The 17,558-nt window shown below is 60.9% G+C and carries 18 protein-coding genes; 7 read left to right on the top strand and 11 right to left on the bottom strand.

Translation table 11 applies throughout. The features are described 5' to 3' along the window. The first annotated feature begins 1 nt into the window (after position 1). From PH562_RS05630 to PH562_RS05620, 3 genes are read left to right on the top strand one after another with little or no spacing between them, the layout of a single operon-like run. Complete coding sequence (locus tag PH562_RS05630; RefSeq protein WP_015342735.1) at positions 2-817, top strand: carbohydrate ABC transporter permease; 816 nt, start codon at positions 2-4, stop codon at positions 815-817. Between the two features lie 33 nt (positions 818-850). Then, complete coding sequence (locus PH562_RS05625; RefSeq protein ID WP_285171953.1) at positions 851-1,909, top strand: ABC transporter ATP-binding protein; 1,059 nt, start codon at positions 851-853, stop codon at positions 1,907-1,909. Continuing rightward, the gene (locus PH562_RS05620; RefSeq protein WP_285171952.1) at positions 1,906-2,850 is read left to right on the top strand and encodes a sugar kinase; all 945 of its coding nucleotides are present in this window, start codon (positions 1,906-1,908) and stop codon (positions 2,848-2,850) included. The genes PH562_RS05625 and PH562_RS05620 overlap by 4 nt, the downstream gene beginning before the upstream one ends. Positions 2,851-2,943: 93 nt before the next feature. Here PH562_RS05620 and PH562_RS05615 read toward each other — a convergent pair whose 3' ends face one another. Then, positions 2,944-4,356: a helix-turn-helix domain-containing protein gene (locus PH562_RS05615; RefSeq protein ID WP_285171951.1), complete on the bottom strand. Its 1,413-nt coding sequence runs from the start codon at positions 4,354-4,356 to the stop codon at positions 2,944-2,946. A gap of 207 nt (positions 4,357-4,563) precedes the next feature. On the opposite strand from PH562_RS05615, the gene aceA reads away from it, so the two are divergent. Both aceA and PH562_RS05605 read left to right on the top strand, forming a co-directional pair. Further along, positions 4,564-5,853, top strand: a complete 1,290-nt coding sequence (gene aceA, locus PH562_RS05610; protein ID WP_285171950.1) for an isocitrate lyase — start codon at positions 4,564-4,566, stop codon at positions 5,851-5,853. A 27-nt stretch (positions 5,854-5,880) separates the two neighbouring features. Then, positions 5,881-6,126, top strand: coding sequence for an SMc00767 family acetate metabolism repressor (locus PH562_RS05605; protein ID WP_285171949.1), 246 nt, complete (start codon positions 5,881-5,883; stop codon positions 6,124-6,126). A 58-nt stretch (positions 6,127-6,184) separates the two neighbouring features. On the opposite strand, the gene PH562_RS05600 is transcribed toward PH562_RS05605, so the two are convergent. The 4 genes from PH562_RS05600 to PH562_RS05585 all read right to left on the bottom strand — a co-directional run bounded on the left by PH562_RS05600 (position 6,185) and on the right by PH562_RS05585 (position 9,369). After that, positions 6,185-6,589: a type II toxin-antitoxin system VapC family toxin gene (locus PH562_RS05600; protein WP_285171948.1), complete on the bottom strand. Its 405-nt coding sequence runs from the start codon at positions 6,587-6,589 to the stop codon at positions 6,185-6,187. After that, positions 6,586-6,855 carry an antitoxin gene (locus PH562_RS05595; RefSeq protein ID WP_285171947.1) on the bottom strand — a complete coding sequence of 90 codons (270 nt, stop codon included), beginning with the start codon at positions 6,853-6,855 and terminating at the stop codon, positions 6,586-6,588. Before PH562_RS05595 ends, PH562_RS05600 begins: the two co-directional genes overlap by 4 nt. A 106-nt stretch (positions 6,856-6,961) precedes the next feature. Then, the gene (locus PH562_RS05590; RefSeq protein ID WP_285171946.1) at positions 6,962-7,921 is read right to left on the bottom strand and encodes an asparaginase domain-containing protein; all 960 of its coding nucleotides are present in this window, start codon (positions 7,919-7,921) and stop codon (positions 6,962-6,964) included. Further along, complete coding sequence (locus tag PH562_RS05585) at positions 7,918-9,369, bottom strand: amino acid permease (RefSeq protein ID WP_285171945.1); 1,452 nt, start codon at positions 9,367-9,369, stop codon at positions 7,918-7,920. The genes PH562_RS05590 and PH562_RS05585 overlap by 4 nt, the downstream gene beginning before the upstream one ends. 272 nt (positions 9,370-9,641) lie before the next feature. On the opposite strand from PH562_RS05585, the gene aspA reads away from it, so the two are divergent. After that, positions 9,642-11,069: an aspartate ammonia-lyase gene (gene aspA, locus PH562_RS05580; protein ID WP_285171944.1), complete on the top strand. Its 1,428-nt coding sequence runs from the start codon at positions 9,642-9,644 to the stop codon at positions 11,067-11,069. On the opposite strand, the gene PH562_RS05575 is transcribed toward aspA, so the two are convergent. Beyond that, entirely contained in the window at positions 11,053-11,754 is a 702-nt protein-coding gene (locus PH562_RS05575; RefSeq protein WP_285171943.1) for a FadR/GntR family transcriptional regulator, read from the bottom strand. The genes aspA and PH562_RS05575 overlap by 17 nt on opposite strands. 189 nt (positions 11,755-11,943) lie before the next feature. Between PH562_RS05575 and PH562_RS05570 the strand changes: the two genes are divergently transcribed. Beyond that, positions 11,944-13,125 carry an MFS transporter gene (locus tag PH562_RS05570; protein WP_285171942.1) on the top strand — a complete coding sequence of 394 codons (1,182 nt, stop codon included), beginning with the start codon at positions 11,944-11,946 and terminating at the stop codon, positions 13,123-13,125. Between the two features lie 50 nt (positions 13,126-13,175). Here the strand turns inward: PH562_RS05570 and PH562_RS05565 are convergent, their stop codons facing one another. The 5 genes from PH562_RS05565 to PH562_RS05545 all read right to left on the bottom strand — a co-directional run bounded on the left by PH562_RS05565 (position 13,176) and on the right by PH562_RS05545 (position 17,497). Then, the gene (locus PH562_RS05565) at positions 13,176-14,396 is read right to left on the bottom strand and encodes a DUF1501 domain-containing protein (RefSeq protein WP_285171941.1); all 1,221 of its coding nucleotides are present in this window, start codon (positions 14,394-14,396) and stop codon (positions 13,176-13,178) included. Positions 14,397-14,398: 2 nt separating this feature from the next. Beyond that, positions 14,399-15,958, bottom strand: coding sequence for a DUF1800 domain-containing protein (locus PH562_RS05560; RefSeq protein ID WP_285172164.1), 1,560 nt, complete (start codon positions 15,956-15,958; stop codon positions 14,399-14,401). Positions 15,959-16,033: 75 nt separating this feature from the next. Further along, positions 16,034-16,483, bottom strand: coding sequence for a periplasmic heavy metal sensor (locus PH562_RS05555; protein WP_113231070.1), 450 nt, complete (start codon positions 16,481-16,483; stop codon positions 16,034-16,036). Continuing rightward, on the bottom strand, positions 16,480-16,932 hold the full coding sequence (locus PH562_RS05550) for a hypothetical protein (protein ID WP_285171940.1): 453 nt from the start codon (positions 16,930-16,932) through the stop codon (positions 16,480-16,482). The genes PH562_RS05555 and PH562_RS05550 overlap by 4 nt, the downstream gene beginning before the upstream one ends. Then, a complete protein-coding gene (locus PH562_RS05545; RefSeq protein ID WP_285171938.1) occupies positions 16,925-17,497 on the bottom strand; it encodes an RNA polymerase sigma factor in 573 nt (190 codons plus the stop codon). Before PH562_RS05545 ends, PH562_RS05550 begins: the two co-directional genes overlap by 8 nt. Positions 17,498-17,558 lie beyond the last annotated feature (61 nt).

Below are 17,558 nucleotides of genomic sequence, written 5' to 3'. Positions count from 1 at the left end.
GATGAAGCGCTCGACACTCAACCGCATCGGCCTGTTCTTCGTGGCCCTGATCATCGTCTCGCCCGTAATTCTGTTCTTCCTCTGGATGATCTCGCTGTCGCTGAAATACGAGATCGATAACGGCGCCTACCCGCCGATCCTCATTCCGGATCGCATAGCCTGGGCGAACTACCTCAATGTCTTCCAGGAAAACAACTTCTTCCTCTATTTCTGGAACTCCATTCTCGTGACGGGGGCAGCCACCCTGCTCGCGCTCGTCATCGGCGTGCCGGCCGGCTACGGCATCGCGCGGCTGAAAGCAGAGAAGTCTGCCATCGTCATCATGATCGCCCGCATGACGCCGGGCCTATCCTTCCTCATCCCGCTGTTCCTGCTGTTTCAATGGCTCAATCTTTTGGGAACGCTCTGGCCGCAGATCATCATCCATCTCGTCGTCACAGTACCGATCGTCGTCTGGATCATGATCGGTTATTTCGAGACGACGCCGATGGAACTGGAGGAGGCGGCAAGCATCGATGGCGCCACCCCCTGGCAGGTCTTCCGGCTTGTCGCGCTACCGATCGCCCGGCCCGGCATCGTCGTCGCTTTCATTCTCTCGGTGATCTTCTCGTGGAACAATTTCGTCTTCGGTATCGTGCTTGCGAGCCGCGAGACCCGCACGCTGCCCGTCGCCGTCTACAACATGCTCTCCTTCGAGCAGGTGAGCTGGGGACCACTTGCGGCGGCGGCCTTGATCGTGACGCTGCCGGTGCTTGTGCTTACGATGTTCGCACAGCGGCAGATCATCGCCGGTCTGACGGCCGGCGCCGTCAAATGACGCAGCCTTTATCTTTTGGATAGGATCACATTCATGGCACCCGTCAATATACAGAGCATCCAGAAGCGCTACGGCCAGGTGAAGGTCATTCACGATATCAGCGTCGATATCGCCGATGGCGAATTCGTCGTCCTTGTCGGCCCTTCGGGCTGCGGCAAGTCCACCCTGCTGCGCATGATCGCCGGGCTCGAAGAGGTGAGCGACGGCGAAATCCACATCGGCCGGCGCGAGGTCAGCCATCTGCCGGCGCGCGACCGCGACATCGCGATGGTATTCCAGAACTACGCGCTCTATCCGCATATGACGGTCGCTGAAAACATGGGGTTTGCGCTGAAACTGAAAAAGGCAAACGCTTCGGAAATCGCGGCCAAGGTACAGAAGGCGGCAGCCATCCTTGGCCTCGAAAATCTGCTGGATCGCCTGCCTCGTCAGCTTTCCGGCGGTCAGCGCCAGCGCGTCGCCATGGGCCGCGCATTGGTGCGCGATCCTCAGGTCTTCTTGTTCGACGAGCCGCTCTCCAATCTCGATGCAAAGCTGCGCGTGCAAATGCGCGGCGAAATCAAGTCCATGCATCAGCGCATCGGCACGACGACGATCTACGTGACGCATGACCAGGTCGAGGCGATGACCATGGCCGACAAGATCGTCGTGCTGCATGGTGGCTTTATCGAACAGGTCGGCGCGCCGCTCGATCTCTATGACCGACCGGCCAATCTCTTCGTCGCCGGCTTCATCGGCTCGCCCTCGATGAACTTCATCGACGGCAGGATCGAGGAAGGCGCCTTCCGCAGCGACAAGGGCCTCATCTTGCCCCTGCCGGAAGGCTTTCCGATCGCGGAGCACGGTGGACGCCCACTTGTCTACGGTATCCGGCCCGAACATATCCGCGCAGCGGCAAGCGGTCTGCCGGCCCAGGTCGGCATTGTCGAAGGCACGGGATCCGAGATCTATGCCAAGCTCGATTGCGGCGGCGAGGAAATCTCCTGCCTGTTCCGCGAGCGGCTGAACATTCGCTTCGGCGACAAGATCGAAATCGCGATCGACCCGTCCAGCATCCATCTTTTCGACAAGGCGAGCGGAAAGCGGCTTTGAACGCTCCATCCATCTTTGACCCACCCTTCGGCGCGACCCAGCACGTTCTTTGTGTCGGCGCCGCCGTTCTGGATACGCTCTTCCGCGTCCGCACCCTTCCCCAAGGTCAGGGAAAGGTTTTGCCTTATGACATGCTCCAGATTGCGGAGGGCATGGCCTCCAGCGCCGCCTATGCCGTCGTGCGCCTGGGTGGCAAGGCAAGCCTGTGGGGTGCCGTGGGCCACGACGATATCGGCGAGCGCATTATCCGCGATCTGGATGCCACCGGCATCCATGTCGAGGGCATGCTGCGTGTGGAAGGCGCACGCTCTGCCGTCTCGACGATCCTGGTGGACGATGACGGCGAAAGGCTGATCGTCCCCTTCTACGATCCGAAACTGCACCATACCGTCAAGGAATTCACCGCAGAGGATATCGCCGCATTCGATACCGTCCTCGTTGATGTTCGCTGGCCGGCGCTGGCGCTGCAGGTTCTCAAAACTGCCAGGGCGATGGGCAAGCCGGCCGTTCTCGACGGCGACGTGGCGCCTGACGGCATCATCGAACAACTGGCGCCGGAAGCGACCCATATTGTTTTCTCCGAACCGGCTGCGCAGCGCCTGACGGGAACAAACGATGTGTCCGCGATGACGCAGCTTCTGAGACAGCGCTTCGATCATGCTTTCATCTGCGTGACGGCAGGGGCTGTCGGCAGCTACTGGTTCGACGAGCAAGACAACGCCGTCGCGCATTGCCCGACTATTTCCGTCAAGGCTATCGACACGCTCGCCGCCGGCGACATCTTCCACGGCGCCTTTGCCCTCGCAATGGCAGAAGGCATGCCGCCGGCAGACGCAATCCGCTTTTCCTCTATCGCCGCCGCCATTAAGTGCGAGTCCTTTGGAGGACGATCCGGCGCACCGACGCGAGCCGAGGTGATCCGCCGATCCTATTCACTTTGAAAGCCCGGACGCGGCGCTTACACGCGGCTGCATGAAGGGCAAGAAGAACCGGGGCGGATGTCCGCCCTCTTCCGATGACGACGATCGATGCAATCACTGAAAATCGAACACGCTCAAGCCTGTCGCCATTTCGTCGAGACCAAGCGGACGCGTGACCGGTGGTTCGGCTCTCGCCAGGCAGCCCTGCCGTTCGCATAGGCGACAGGCAGGACCGATCATGATCTGATTGTCACCCAGCGCCTTGCCATAGGCCACCTCGTCGCGATGGGCGATATCGCAGCCGAGCAGAAGCGCGGTGCGGCGCACCCTTTCGCCGAAATCGGCCCGCGGCCCCTTGATCGTTCGCGATACGGTCAGAAAACCAGCCCCATCAGGCATCTGGATAGCGTCCACCAATATCTGCCCGGGCTGTGCAAAAGCAGCATGGATATTGAGCTTCGGACAGCCGCCGCCGAAACGCGCCTGCGGAAAGCCTTGGGAGCCCGCCTTGCGCAGGCGATGGCCGGCATTGTCGATCTCCATCAGGAAAAACGGGATGCCGGATGCACCCGGACGCTGCAGGCTGGTCAGCCGCGTGGCTGCCTGCTCATAGGAGACGCCGAAGCGAGCGCCGAGGGCTTCGATATCATAATGCAGTCGCTGCGCTGCCGAGAGATAGGCTCCATATGGCATCAGAAGCGCATGGGACGCGTAGCGCGCCAGCTCGAAACGAGTGATGCGGTTGGCTTCTGGTGTCGAAAGCGTGAGGGAGCTCAGCTCGGCGGCGATCTCCTCGCGCAGGGCCAAAAGAGAGACTTCTGTCGCAATCTCCCGGATCTGATCGAAGGGCGACAGACGCTCCGACAGGAAAAGCCGCATGGAATGCCGGTCGTAGCGCCGACGTAAGCCGGGCATGGCGTGCACCGGCAACAGGCGTACCGCGACGCCATGCTCGGCCTTCAGCCATGCCTTCAATGCACCTGCCAGGTCGTCCCCGGGCGACAGGCGTTCATGGAAGGTCTCCGCAGCATCTTCGATGCGGGCAAAGAAATTCGGACGCGACTGCAGGCGATCGTGAACCTCGTCGAGCGGCAGGCGCGGTCCGGCAACCTCGGCAACCCTGCCCTCGCGGGCTAGAAGCTCGGCGAGATCGGACAGTCTTGCGGCCTGCTCGCGATAGGCGCGATAAAGCCGGATCATGCCGTTTGCCGCATTCGGCGCTGCTTCGGCGAGCTCGATCAGCTCCTGATCGCCGGGGATCTCGCCTGCCAGCAATGGATCGGCAAAGATTTCACGCAATTGCCCTGCGCTGCCGCCCTGCTCGCCCTGCAATTCGTCAAGATCAACCTTGTAGACCGCCGACAGCTTCAATAGCAGCTGCACGGTCAGCGGCCGCTGATTGCGCTCGATGAGGTTGAGATAGGACGGCGAGATATCAAGCGCCTGCGCCATCGTCGTCTGCGTCAGACCGAGGCCCATGCGGATACGCCGAACCCTCGCCCCGGCAAAGATCTTGCGCTCAACCATGTGTCATACCTTTTACAATTCTCGTGTCGTCAATCTTTTACAAGATTTACAATTTTACCGAAGGCCAATGTCAACAATAGCACATCATAACCCTTTTATCTAACGGCATTTTCTAGTTTTTCTCGCTCTTGCAGCGTTGATATTGTAAAAATAGTCATGCAATCGAAATCGATCTGAGGATCGAGAGGAAGTATCGGGGAGACTTGTATGACAGACTTTTACAAACTGGTTCCCAGCGCGCCCAATGGGCGCTTCGATGGCATCGACCGTCCTTATCAGGCCGCAGATGTGGAGCGCTTGCGCGGATCGATCACCATCCGCCATTCACTGGCCGAGATGGGTGCGAACCGCCTCTGGCAGCTCATTCACGAGGAGGATTTCGTCAATGCGCTCGGCGCGCTCTCCGGCAACCAGGCCATGCAGATGGTTCGCGCCGGTCTGAAGGCGATCTATCTCTCGGGATGGCAGGTTGCTGCCGATGCCAATACGGCCTCGGCCATGTACCCCGACCAATCGCTCTATCCTGCCAATGCAGGCCCGGAGCTGGCCAAGCGCATCAATCGCACGCTGCAACGCGCCGACCAGATCGAGACTGCCGAAGGCAAAGGGCTTTCCGTCGACACATGGTTTGCGCCGATTGTCGCCGATGCCGAAGCAGGCTTTGGCGGCCCCCTCAACGCTTTCGAGATCATGAAGGCCTATATCGAGGCGGGTGCCGCAGGCGTCCATTTCGAGGATCAGCTGGCATCGGAGAAGAAATGCGGCCATCTCGGCGGCAAGGTCCTCATTCCGACGGCGGCGCATATCCGCAATCTCAACGCGGCGCGGCTTGCCGCCGACGTCATGGGCGTGCCGACTCTCGTGGTTGCGCGTACCGACGCCGAGGCCGCCAAACTTCTGACCTCGGATATCGATGAGCGCGACCAGCCCTTTGTCGACTATGACGCCGGCCGCACGGTCGAAGGCTTCTATCAGGTCAGGAACGGCATCGAGCCCTGCATTGCCCGTGCCGTCGCCTATGCGCCGCATTGCGACCTCATATGGTGCGAGACGTCAAAGCCGGATCTGGAGCAGGCGCGTAAATTTGCCGAGGGCGTGCATCGGATCCATCCCGGCAAGCTGCTGGCTTACAATTGCTCGCCGTCCTTCAACTGGAAGAAGAACCTCGATGACGCGACGATCGCCAAGTTCCAGCGCGAGCTGGGCGCCATGGGCTACAAGTTCCAGTTCATTACGCTTGCCGGCTTCCACCAGCTGAATTTCGGCATGTTCGAGCTCGCCCGCGGCTACAAGGCTCGTCAGATGGCCGCCTATTCCGAACTGCAGGAAGCCGAATTTGCAGCCGAGGCGAATGGCTACACCGCCACCAAGCACCAGCGCGAAGTGGGCACCGGCTATTTCGATGCGGTCTCGCTGGCGATCACCGGCGGCCAGTCATCGACAACGGCCATGCACGGATCGACCGAGCATGCCCAGTTCAAACCGGCAGCAGAATGATATCAGGATCTATAGGAGGAGAATGACATGGCATCGATAGCACGCGTTCGCGAGAGAGCTGAGGAGCAATCTCTCACCATGAATGCCGATCAGCAGGCGGTCATCCGCATGCTGGCCAACGAGCTGCATCGCCTCAACCAGGCCGTCATGAATGCGGTCGAGGCCGGCGTTTCGGTCGAACTCGTCCGCTCGGCCCGCCACCATGGCGGCAATGGCAACTGGGGCGATCTGCTAATCCCCGTCGTCGTCGCCAAGGCTGCGCATCAGTCTTGACAAAGACAGTGTTGACCGAATGTTCGGGCCGCGCCGTCATCGACGGCCGGCCTGCCACTTAGTCCAGCCAGTTTTCGACACGGAGATCGCGGACGCGCTTGAACTCCCCGATATCGGCCGTTACCAGGACTGCCTCTACCGCATAGGCGTGGGCAGCAATCAGCAGGTCGTTTGGATCGATAGGCTTGCCGGCAACTTCCAGCTCGGCCCTGATGGCGCCGTATTCGGCATCGGCAGGAACATCGAGCGCGAGTACCGATATGCTTCCTAGGATGGCCTCGATATGCGCCAGTAACTTCGGCGATCCCTTTTTAGCGCAGCCATAGCGCAACTCTGCGGCCGTAACGATGCTGATACAAATTGCATCCGGCCCGACATCGGCGATGCGCCTGGCAACGGTACCCTTTGGGTTTCGCGCAAGTTCGGATACGATATTGGTATCCAGCATGTAGAGCTTACTCAAAGCTCAATTTCCTTCGCTGGCAGCAGAGTATCATCGATCTCGGGAAACTGATCCTCTGGCCCGAGAGGCTCCAAACTTGCCAAAACATCCAGCAAGCTCTTGCGGCGCACCGGCTCGATAATAAGCCGGTCTCCTTCCCGGTGGATCATCACCCGATCGCCAGGAAGTTCGAAGTCAGCCGGGATGCGTACGGCCTGACTCTTGTTGTTGCGAAACAGCTTGGCTTCTCGTGGCGGACTAGGTTCGTTATGTCGGAGATGGCGCACGCTAATCTCCCCATTTGCATATCCATCTGTATATGCAAGATAACGGACCTGATTTCAAGCCCGCTGAATCCAACGACACAAGTTACCTTTCCACGAAAGCCGTTGCTCAGGACTTCACGTCTGCGAAATCAGAGAATGCCTGCTTGACGACGTCCGCAGTGGCTCCGGAGGCCACCAGGGCTGCCAGCACAACTCTCGCCTGCCCCGGGCGCAGCGTCGAGGAATGGATTGCACCGGCCGCAGCAAGGTCATGCCCGCCACCACCGCCGCCATAGCTGGAAACGAGCAATCCATCCGGCACGCGGCTGGAAACCACGACGGGTACGCCGACATCGGCACACCGCCTGACGGCTTCGACCAGACGCGGATTGGCATTGCCGGAACCGAGAGCCGCCAGAACGATGCCATGGGCGTCGGCCCTGAGGCTCGCATCCACATACACGGAATCACAGCCAGGGTAGATTGCGACGACATCAATCCGCACGTTATCGAGCGGCGCCGCAAGGCGCGGGCTTGGGGGATTTTCGAGCGGCCGCGATTGACGGAAGGCGTCAGCAATATCCGAAGAATGCTTATAAAGCCCCCAGGCCGGCAGCAGACGGCCGCCGAAACAGACGAGCACGCCGCGTCCCGCATTGGCCGGATCGATGGCGGCGGCAACGGCAGCGGCAAGATTGCCAGGCCCGTCTGCCTTGGGATGATCAGCGGTAAATTGCGCACCGGTAAATACGACGGGCTTATTCAGGCCATGCTGCAGATGGACGAGCAGCGCCGTCTCTTCCATAGCGTCCGTGCCGTGCAGGATGACGATGCCGTTGATGGCGTCGTCGGCAAGCAATTCACCGACTTTGTCGCTGATCTCCTGCATGTCGGCGAGCGTCAGACTCGCCGAATCCTTCGCCATCAGCTCGATGGGTCGGAGGGCGACAGGCATGTCCGGGAGCAGCGCCAGCAGGCTTTCACCCGTCCGTGACGGCATGCTGGCGCCGCTATCGGTGCGTTCGCTTGCAATGGTGCCGCCGGTGGCAATGACTGCCACCAGCGGATTGACCTTTCCGCCCGTCACGCCTGGCCCCGCTCTGCCGCCAGCCGATAGATGCGGTCACGCAGCAGGTACCAGCCGATAACAAGAGCTGGCACGATCAGGATCAGCGAAGCGATCGTCCAGGTTCCGACCGGATAATCGAGCGCCATCAGCACCAGCACCGCGAAGAGGAAGACGAGCGTCAGGATACCGGTATAGGGCGCACCGAACATGCGGAAATCCGGACGGACCATCTCGCCACGCTTTGAGAGCTTCCAGAGCTTCAACTGGCACAATACGATCACGCCCCAAGCCGAAATGATACCGAGCGCCGAGATATTGAGGGCAATCTCGAAAGCGGCCGACGGAACGACGGCGTTCAGCGCCACGCCGATGACGGTCACAACAGCCGTCACGGCGATGCCGACATAGGGCACGCCTGCCTTGTTCATCTTGGCTAGCGCTGCCGGCGCTGAGCCCGAGACCGCCATCGAATGCAGAATACGACCGGTGGAATAGAGGCCGGCATTGAGCGACGACAGCACGGCCGTCAGCACGACAAGGTTCATGATGATATCTGCGCCTTGAATACCGATAGTCCCGAAGAAGGTGACGAACGGGCTCTCGCCTGCCTTGTAGGCCGTATAGGGCAGAAGCAGCGACAGAAGCAGGACCGAGCCGACATAGAAGATCAGCAGGCGGGCGACTACCGTGCGGATCGCGCCGGGCATGACCTTGCGCGGATCTTCGGTTTCGCCGGCGGTCGTGCCGATCAGCTCGATCGATGCATAGGCAAAGACCACACCTTGTATGATGACGAAGGCCGGCAAGATGCCATTGGGGAAGAAGCCACCGCTATCGCTGATGATGCTGAAGCCTGCCGAATGACCGGCAATCGGCGTACCGGAGACGACGAAATAGATGCCAATCACGAGGAAGCTGACTAGGGCCAGAACTTTGACAAGGCTGAACCAGAATTCGAGCTCCCCGAAGACCTTCACCGACAGGAGGTTCATGGCCAGCACGACCAGCAGCGCGATCAGCGCGAAAACCCACTGGTCGATTCCTGCGAGCCAGGGAACATAGTGCTTGAAGAAATTCATGTAGAGGGCGACGGCGGTCACATCGGCAACCGATGTCATGGCCCAGTTCAGCCAGTACATCCAGCCGACGGCAAAGGCCATCTTCTCGCCGTAGAACTCGCGGGCGTAAGAAACGAAGGAGCCGGAACTCGGGCGGTGCATGATGAGCTCGCCAAGCGCGCGCAGCACCAAAAAGGCGAAGAAACCGCAGAGCGCATAGACGAAGATGAGTGCCGGGCCGGCCGCCGCAAGGCGTCCGCCGGCGCCAAGGAAAAGACCGGTGCCGATCGCGCCGCCAATGGCGATCATCTGGATCTGCCGCGGCTTCAAGGCCTTGTGATAGCCAAGGTCCTCATTGACCGGCGGCCGGCGATCCGCCGGAATGTTCTGAATAGGTTCGACTGACATTGCTCCTCCCTCGAGCCGTTTGTCCATGAGCGGATCCGGGGTGCTGATGTTGCACCCGAGCGGATGCCATTGCCTTAATCTGGCCGTCGATCGAGCTTAACGACCGCCGGTCATGCTGTAATGCTGTATGACAGATTTCCTCTTAGACACAGAAATAACGACACGTCAAGCCAAGCGACGCTTATTGACGCGGCATGAGCTAAGGGATAACAGATTTCTAAATCTGTCATACAGCTTGACAGATTAGCTTGATTTCTATGTAGGAGGATAATGTGGTCAAGACGCGAAGCGAGTATGACCTGCTGGGCGAGAAGGATATTCCGGCTGAGGTCTATTGGGGGGTACACACGGCAAGAGCCGCGGAAAATTTCCAGGTGACGGGGACACCGATCGGCCGCTATGCGCATCTCATTCGAGGCTTGGCCTTCGTCAAGGAAGCAGCGGCTCTTGCCAATTACGAGTTGGGATTGCTGAGCGAAGACAAGCTCGATGCAATCGTGCGCGCTTGCCGCGAAATCCGCGCTGGCGAGCTTCACGACCAGTTCGTCGTCGACGTGATTCAAGGCGGCGCCGGCACGTCCACCAATATGAATGCCAATGAGGTCATCGCCAACCGCGCGCTCGAACTGCTCGGCCATGCCAAAGGCGACTATGCTCACCTTCACCCGAACGATCACGTCAATCTCAGCCAATCCACCAACGACGCCTATCCGACGGCCGTCAATGTTGCGCTCATCGAAGCGATCGACAATCTCGCGGCGGCAATGGAAACGCTGCAGGAAGCCTTCGAATGCAAGGCCAAGGAATTCGACAGCATTCTAAAGATCGGCCGCACGCAGCTGCAAGACGCCGTGCCGATGACGCTCGGCCAGGAATTCAGAACCTTTGCCGTGATGCTCGGGGAAGATCGATCCCGCCTGATCGAATCGGCCGCCCTTCTGCATGAGGTCAATCTCGGCGCGACTGCCATCGGCACCGGCCTCAATGCGCCCGTCGGCTATGCCGCCCTTGCCTGCAGCCACCTCGCCCGGCTGACGGGCCGCCCGCTGGTTACCGCCAGTGACCTCATCGAAGCAACGCAGGACCCTGGCGCCTTCGTCCATCTGTCCGGCGTACTGAAGCGCGTCGCGGTCAAGCTGTCGAAGACCTGCAACGACCTGCGCCTGCTCTCTTCCGGTCCTCGCGCCGGCATCGGCGAGATCACGCTGCCGGCGATGCAGGCCGGTTCGAGCATCATGCCCGGCAAGGTCAATCCTGTGATCCCTGAAATGGTCAACCAAGTGGCATTCTCCGTCATCGGCAACGACATCACCGTGACGATGGCGGCGGAAGCGGGCCAGCTGCAGCTCAATGCCTTCGAACCGATCATCGTGCGCTCGCTGTCGGAAAGCATCATGCATCTGACCGCCGCCTGCCATATTCTTGCCGAACGCTGCGTCGATGGCATCACGGCCAATCCGGCTCTCATGGCGCAGCGCCTGCAGGAATCAATCGGCCTTGCGACGGCACTCAATCCGTTGATCGGCTACCAGGCGGCGACTAAGGTTGCCCGCGAGGCGCTGGCAACAGGACGCACAGTGCCGGAAATCGTGCTGGACCATGGATATCTAACCGCGGAGGAGCTCTTCGAGGCACTACGGCCGGAACGGCTCGCCAACTTGCCCGCTGTTCTCAACGATACGGCTAATCCTGCCCGATGATCGTGGTCACCACCCGCTTGACCTGACCGAGATGGGCCTCCATCGCCGCGATGGCCCCCTCCTCCGATGCCGCCGTAATCGCTTCGACGATGCGGCGGTGCTCGACATTCGAGGCCACGCGGCGCTGCGCCATCATATTGACGAGCTCCGATTGGCGCATCAGTGCGTCGCGGGCATCCGCGACGATCTTGGCAAAGACGGCATTTCCCGAGGATTCGGCAATCATTGAATGGAATTCCGAATCCAGAGTCACCCACTTCAAGGGGTCTTCTTCCCGGTCCATCTCATCGCAAAGTTCAAGCAGGCGCGCCAGCTGCTGCGCCGTGCGCCGCAGCGCCGCCCAGCCGGCGGCAGGAACTTCGATGAAGGGACGCGCCTCGATCAGGTCGCGCGCGGAATAGCCGCCATAACGCAGCTCCGGACCTGGCGTCGCGGTGACGACATAGGTGCCGCTGCCGGTGCGGGTCTGGGTCAGCCCGAGTGTTTGAAGTGAACGGAGCGCCTCGCGAATGATCGGGCGGCTGACACCGTAACGCGTCGCAAGCTGCGACTCGGCGGGCAGCCGTATCCCAACCGCCAACCGTCCCGATGTTATCGCCGAACGAATATCTTCAAACACTGCCTCGGCGGCGTTTTTCCGACTGATCGGACTTGTATAAGATAACCAATCAGCCACCTCACTCATGACAACCAAACTTCACAAACATTTTTCGCTTGTCAAGGATCGGGTCACGAATTGGTGCGTGTTCGCCTGGCTCAAAGCCACCCAAAGTAACTGGCGTTATGTGGAGAATGTCATCGACGGCAACTCCTGCTTGATGTCTCCTTCATGGCAATATAAAGAAATCCTTATTCCTTTATATCGGAGCTGCACGTGCCCTTACCCCTCTTCGCCTTGTTTTTGGCTGCGTTTGCTTTCGGCACGACCGAGTTTGTTATCGCGGGCATTCTTCCGGACGTGGCGCAGGGTCTTGGTGTCTCGATCCCCTTTGCCGGCTATCTGGTTTCCGGCTATGCGCTGGGGATCGCACTTGGCGGGCCGCTTCTGACCATGGCGACACGACAGATTTCGCGCCGAACCATTCTGATCGCTCTGACGATCGCCTTTTGCATGGGCCAGATCGCCTGCGCGCTCGCACCTGATTTTGCTGCCATGCTCCTCTTCCGTGTTGCGACCGCCGTCGCCCACGGCGCCTATTTCGGCATCGCCATGGTGGTCGCGGTCGGCCTCGTGCCCCAGGCATTTCGCGGTCGCGCCGTGTCCGTGATCCTTGCAGGACTGACGGTCTCCAATATTGTCGGCGTTCCTCTTGGCGCGGCGATCGGTGGATTGTGGGGATGGCGGACGACGTTTTGGGCAATGACCTTGGTCGGTGTGGTCGCGCTTGCCGCGATATGGGTCCTGATCCCGCAGACGAAGACAGAATCTCAGCAATCCGGCCATTTGAGCGGAGAAGTGCGCGTTCTCGGCCGCCAGCAGGTCTGGACCTCCCTCATCATGATGCTCGCCTTGATGATCGGTCAGATGGTGCCGTTCACCTACATAACGCCGCTTCTGCGTGAGGTGACCGGCCTGGATGCCATGCTTATTCCGTGGGTTCTCCTGCTCAATGGCGTCGGAGCGACATTGGGTGTCTTTATTGGCGGCCGGCTGTCGGACTGGAAGCTGATGCCCTCGCTTATCGCCATGCTCGCCATCCAGTCCGCTATACTCGTCGTTCTATACCTGGTCAGCCCCTACCCCTTGCCGATGAGTGTGGCGATCTTCGTTTGGGGCGCCCTAAATTTCGCCATCGGTACCCCCATCCAGGCCCGCATCCTGATGTGGACTGCTGATGCGCCAGGTCTTGCTTCCTCACTCATTCCGTCCGGGTTCAATATCGGGATTGCGATCGCGGCAAGCGTCGGTGCCGCACTGCTCGAGAGCGGATATGGCTATCGCAGTTTGCCGGTGCTCGGCGCGATCACGCTTGCCCTGGCCTGCGTGGTTGCCATCCTCTCCGCGGCGCGCGAAAGGCGCAGCGGTGCAGTTCCTCCCAATGCGGCTCTTACGTAATTTCTATTGGAAGGCGGCGGCCCTCAACACCGGGGCCGCCGACACACAAGTCAGGCGATCAGCCCTTTCATGGGCAGGACGTGATCTGAGCCCGGGAAGACATCACGCGTCAATAGCGTCGGTGACGCGCCAAGCAGATCGACCGCGATCCCTTTGACGACGGCGCGCAGATCCGTCGTGGCGGCAAGATCACGACCATCGCGCAATTGCGCCTGCTTGAGACCGGGCCAGTCGGCAATCACTCGCCCGCCCTTGATCGCACCGCCAGCAAGGAAGGCGGCCGTTCCGGTGCCGTGGTCGGTGCCCTGGGTGCCGTTGACCTGCGCCGTCCGCCCGAATTCGGTTGCAACAAGAATGGCCGTATCCTTCCAGGCCGGACCAAGCTCCTGCTGGAAGGCGGCAAAGGAATTGTCGAGCCCGACAAGGAGCTTGTTCAGGCGATCCACCTCGCCGGCATGGGTATCCCATCCTTCGAAAGCCAGTGCCGCAACGCGAGGACCGTCGTCTTGAGCCAACAGGCGCGCGGCGCCTCTGGCCATCTGTTCCATGCCAGTGGGGTCGCCGGGGCCTCCCTTCGCCTTGACATCGAGGCCGGCGGCGATCTTACCGGTCGAAATGCCTTCAGCGAGGATTTTCGCAAAGAGCGGGTCGGTATGGTTATAGAGATCCATCAGCCGCGGTGGCAGATCATCGCTCACAGGCTGAAGGGTCGATGGCGACCAGCCGAGGACCGGCGCCTTGCCGCGAATGACGAGCGGTGCATTGGCGCCCACCGAGAGACCTCGGATTTCCGAAGTACCCGGTGAAACCTTATCGCCCTTCGGCAGTCCCTCGATCATCCGGTTCAGCCATCCGGATTCGACTCGACCGGGCATTTCGTAACCGGACTCCAGCACGTCCTGACCGTCGAAATGGGACCGGTCGCGATAGGGCGTCGCGCTGGCATGCACGACGGCCGCCTGCCCTGCGCGATAGAGCCTGTTGAAATTCGGCATCGATGGATGCAGCGCAAAGAAGCTGTCGAGCGGCAACGCCGCCCCGGGGCCGCTCGTCGTCATGGCGATCGACTGTCGCAAGGCTTGATAGTCGGGGTCACCAACGGGCGGGACAGCTGTCAAACCATCGAGCGCCCCGCGCAGGATGATGGCGATGAAGCGCGGGTCGCGTCCGCCGGCTGCGTGAGCGAAGCGCGGGATGAAGGCCCAGGCAAACAGGGCGCCGGAAGCGCCAAGCACGGCACGACGGGTAGGAGTCATGAGTTCGCAGGTCATGGTCAGCGCCTTTGAAATTCGGGGGAAAGATAAGCGATCGTCAGGCCCTGCTTGCGGGTTTCCGCACGCGATACCGCCTGTAGCGTATCGCTCGAAAGAAGCGGTCCCAGGCTGTCGGACACGAAACTGCGGGGATCGACCTGGGGCGGCACCGCATTGGCGATCATGTTGGCGACATCCATGCGCATGCTGAGGCTCTCGCTGGAGGCCCAGACATCGGCGGTATCGGCAAAACCATTGGGGCCGGCGGGCGCCCAGAAGGGCTGCCCCATCGCAGTCAATGCGCCGAGGATGACATTCGGCTTCGGTGTCTCGCCGCTTGCCCGCAAAAGCGCGGTCATGAATTCGAGCGGAGAGCGAACCTTCGAAAGTGTCGGGTTCCATGCATCCTCGGAACCCACGAGCGCCCGATAGACGGCCGAAAGATCGCCATCCGTCTTGCTGAAGGTCGCCGCAACGGTTTGCACAAGCCCTGGCGGCGGCGTATCGGCGACGAAATGCCGCACAAGCTTGGTAGCGATATGCTGCGCCGTTGCCGGATGGCGGGCGAGATCGCGTAGCGCTTCACGGCCCTGCCCTACGCCATTATCGGCATAGGTCAGACCGAGCAGCGTCTGATCGCCAGGCTCGTGGGCACCGGCATTGAAGACGAAGGTGCCGGGCGTCCCGAGCTTGCCGTCGGCGCGCGCGACCGTCCAGCCGGTGATGATCTTGGCAAGCGTCGTCACGTCGGTCTGCGTGTAGCCGCCGTTGACGCCAAGCGTGTGGAGTTCCAGCGTCTCGCGGGCGAGATTCTCATTGAGACCACGCTTCTTGTTGGCATTGGCTTTGGAGTTCGGTCCGATCGATTGCTGGTTGTCGAGATAGGCAAGCATCGCCGGATGGGTCTCGACGGCAAGCAGCATATCGGCGAAACGCCCGAAGACGTGCGGCCGGATCGCTTCGCGCTCGAAGGCGCCGGCAACGATATGCACCTCCTCGCTCTTCGACACGGCGACCGCGAAATGGTTTGCCCAGAACATGGCAAGCCGCTCGCCAAATCCGATCAATGGCTGCCGGATAGTGCCGTTGAAGCGGGCATCCACTTCCGCCAGCAGGACCTGCTGTGGAAGGTAAGGCATTGCGGGCTTTTCCAGCTTCTCGACTGCCTTGCCGATGGCAGCCGCCATGGCTTGGTTATTCGGCTGGGCCTGATTGTTCGGTTGAGTGGCCATTGCCTGATTGTTCTGCTGCCCTGGCATGGCGCCCGGAGGCTGCACCGGTGGCTTCTGCGGCGACGGCGGGCCTTGCATCTGCTTGTCCTGAGGCACGGCGGCGACAGCGGCTGCGGCCTGCTGTCTGGCCTCCTTGCGCTGTTCCTGGAATGCGTAGAGGGAAACGAGAAGATCGGCGGTCGATTGCAGCTGCGGGCCGATCGGAACCGGAACGAAGCGCTCGGTGATTTCTTCCAGCAGCGCGCCGCGCGGATCCGATGCGATCGACGTGGTGCCGTTGTGGTCCGCCCCTAGCCCAAAGCGGGAAAGGGCGAGCGCGGCATAAACATCATTGGACTGCTGGGCCATGACCTTGCCAACTCCTGCATCAAACATGCTCCTTTAACGCAGACCTGGTTTCGATCCGTCGCTCCGCAACTATGATCATTTTGTGGCAGCGGCCTTGGGCATGCTGCGGCGGACCAGGCTTTCCGCCAGCGCCCGACGCTCGTCGTAGGAAAGCCCTGCCGCAAAATCGACGGCACGCTGCTCCAGCTTCGCCCTCAAAGCGATGTCGGCATCGCGCGCCCTCGCCAGCGCGGCTGAGAGCGCCTCTTTATCCAGCGTCGGCTGCCCAAGAATGGAGGCGGCGTCGACCTTGGCCTGCTGCGCCTCGAGAATGATCTGACGTTCATCCTTGCGGGCTTCGTCGAGTGCCGCACGCAGAGCCTTCTTCTGCGCAGAAGGCAATTGCTCGCCGGCTAGCGGCATCATTCCGGCCCGCGCCTGCGTCTTGCGTATCCAGGTCAGCCCGCCCCCGGCCAATGCTCCGACCAGGAACGTATTCAGCACCAAAAGAAAAATGACCACTATTCGAAAGCTGCGTTCCGTCATTGGCTGTCCTGCTGCGCTAAACCCGCGTCCGGCCCTATATCGCCGAACATGGTCGCGGTTCCTTCGGAGACGACTGAGGTATCGGACGTCAAGCTCGGGGCCAAGACGGCAATGGCGATGCTGCCGGCAAGCGCACCGGCTACGCCGACCCCCACGAGGCCGATGCCGGCCGAGCCGAAGCGAAACCAGTTTCTTATCGTCAGGCGGCGAACGAGCTTTGCGAGAATTCGCTCTTCAAGGCCGGCGTGACGAGGCTTCACGACGTAGGTGTCGAGCAATGCATCCAGATCGGCCGCGCGCGCAAGCGTTTCGGCGGCGGCATGGCTCTTGGCAAAATCCCGTGCGGCAGCGCGCTCAGCCTGCGGCCATCGGCCGATATCGCCGCCATAGGCCGCGGTCAGCGCTTCGAACCGTTCGGCATTCATCGGACCCGCGATATTCTCAACCATCGCCCTCATCCTTCAACAAAAGCGCCTGCAAGGAGCGCCTTCCGCGCGCAAGCAGGCTTTCCAGTGCGTCGACGCTGACGTCCATGATCTCAGCTGCCTCGGCATTCGACAGCGCCTGATAGTAAACCAGAATGATCGCCTCGCGCTGCCTGGGCGCGATCATCTGCATGGCCCGCTCCACGCGCCTGGACGGATCGTCCTCGCTCATCAAGCCCGCATCCGGCGCCGGACCTTCATACTCGACATCGGTTGGATGCTCGGCAAGAACGTCCTTGCGACGCCGTAGGCGATCATAACAAAGGTTGGTCGCTACCCGATGCACCCAGGTGCTGAAACGGGCATTGCCCTGGCGCCAGCCGCCAGCATTGCGCCAGACGCGCAGCAATGTTTCCTGCGCCACATCCTCGGCCTCAGTCGCATCGCCAAGCATGCGTGTTGCAACGGCAACGATGCGCGGCAACTGCCGTGCTATCATCATGCGCATCGCCGGAACGTCGCCCGCAGCGATGCGACCGAGCAGGTCTTCATCCGGGTCGCCACTCTTGGGCGTGCGATCCCACTTCATCGACAATCGCTACCGCTCCAGTTTCCTGCGATACCCCCATGGCACGTGGGCCTTGAGCTCC

Origin of the sequence: Rhizobium centroccidentale (assembly GCF_030182565.1) — a bacterium.
In the GTDB taxonomy this organism is placed as follows: Bacteria; Pseudomonadota; Alphaproteobacteria; order Rhizobiales; family Rhizobiaceae; genus Rhizobium.
This window is presented reverse-complemented; position numbering and strand designations above follow the sequence as displayed.

Bases quoted from the DNA above. Each gene is read 5' to 3' on its own strand.
- PH562_RS05630 (WP_015342735.1), top strand. From the start codon at position 2: ATGAAGCGCTCGACACTCAACCGCATCGGCCTGTTCTTCGTGGCCCTG.
- PH562_RS05625 (WP_285171953.1), top strand. From the start codon at position 851: ATGGCACCCGTCAATATACAGAGCATCCAGAAGCGCTACGGCCAGGTG.
- PH562_RS05615 (WP_285171951.1), bottom strand. From the start codon at position 4,356: ATGGTTGAGCGCAAGATCTTTGCCGGGGCGAGGGTTCGGCGTATCCGC.
- aceA (WP_285171950.1), top strand. From the start codon at position 4,564: ATGACAGACTTTTACAAACTGGTTCCCAGCGCGCCCAATGGGCGCTTC.
- PH562_RS05605 (WP_285171949.1), top strand. From the start codon at position 5,881: ATGGCATCGATAGCACGCGTTCGCGAGAGAGCTGAGGAGCAATCTCTC.
- PH562_RS05585 (WP_285171945.1), bottom strand. From the start codon at position 9,369: ATGTCAGTCGAACCTATTCAGAACATTCCGGCGGATCGCCGGCCGCCG.
- PH562_RS05575 (WP_285171943.1), bottom strand. From the start codon at position 11,754: ATGAGTGAGGTGGCTGATTGGTTATCTTATACAAGTCCGATCAGTCGG.
- PH562_RS05565 (WP_285171941.1), bottom strand. From the start codon at position 14,396: ATGACCTGCGAACTCATGACTCCTACCCGTCGTGCCGTGCTTGGCGCT.
- PH562_RS05560 (WP_285172164.1), bottom strand. From the start codon at position 15,958: ATGGCCCAGCAGTCCAATGATGTTTATGCCGCGCTCGCCCTTTCCCGC.
- PH562_RS05555 (WP_113231070.1), bottom strand. From the start codon at position 16,483: ATGACGGAACGCAGCTTTCGAATAGTGGTCATTTTTCTTTTGGTGCTG.
- PH562_RS05550 (WP_285171940.1), bottom strand. From the start codon at position 16,932: ATGGTTGAGAATATCGCGGGTCCGATGAATGCCGAACGGTTCGAAGCG.
- PH562_RS05545 (WP_285171938.1), bottom strand. From the start codon at position 17,497: ATGAAGTGGGATCGCACGCCCAAGAGTGGCGACCCGGATGAAGACCTG.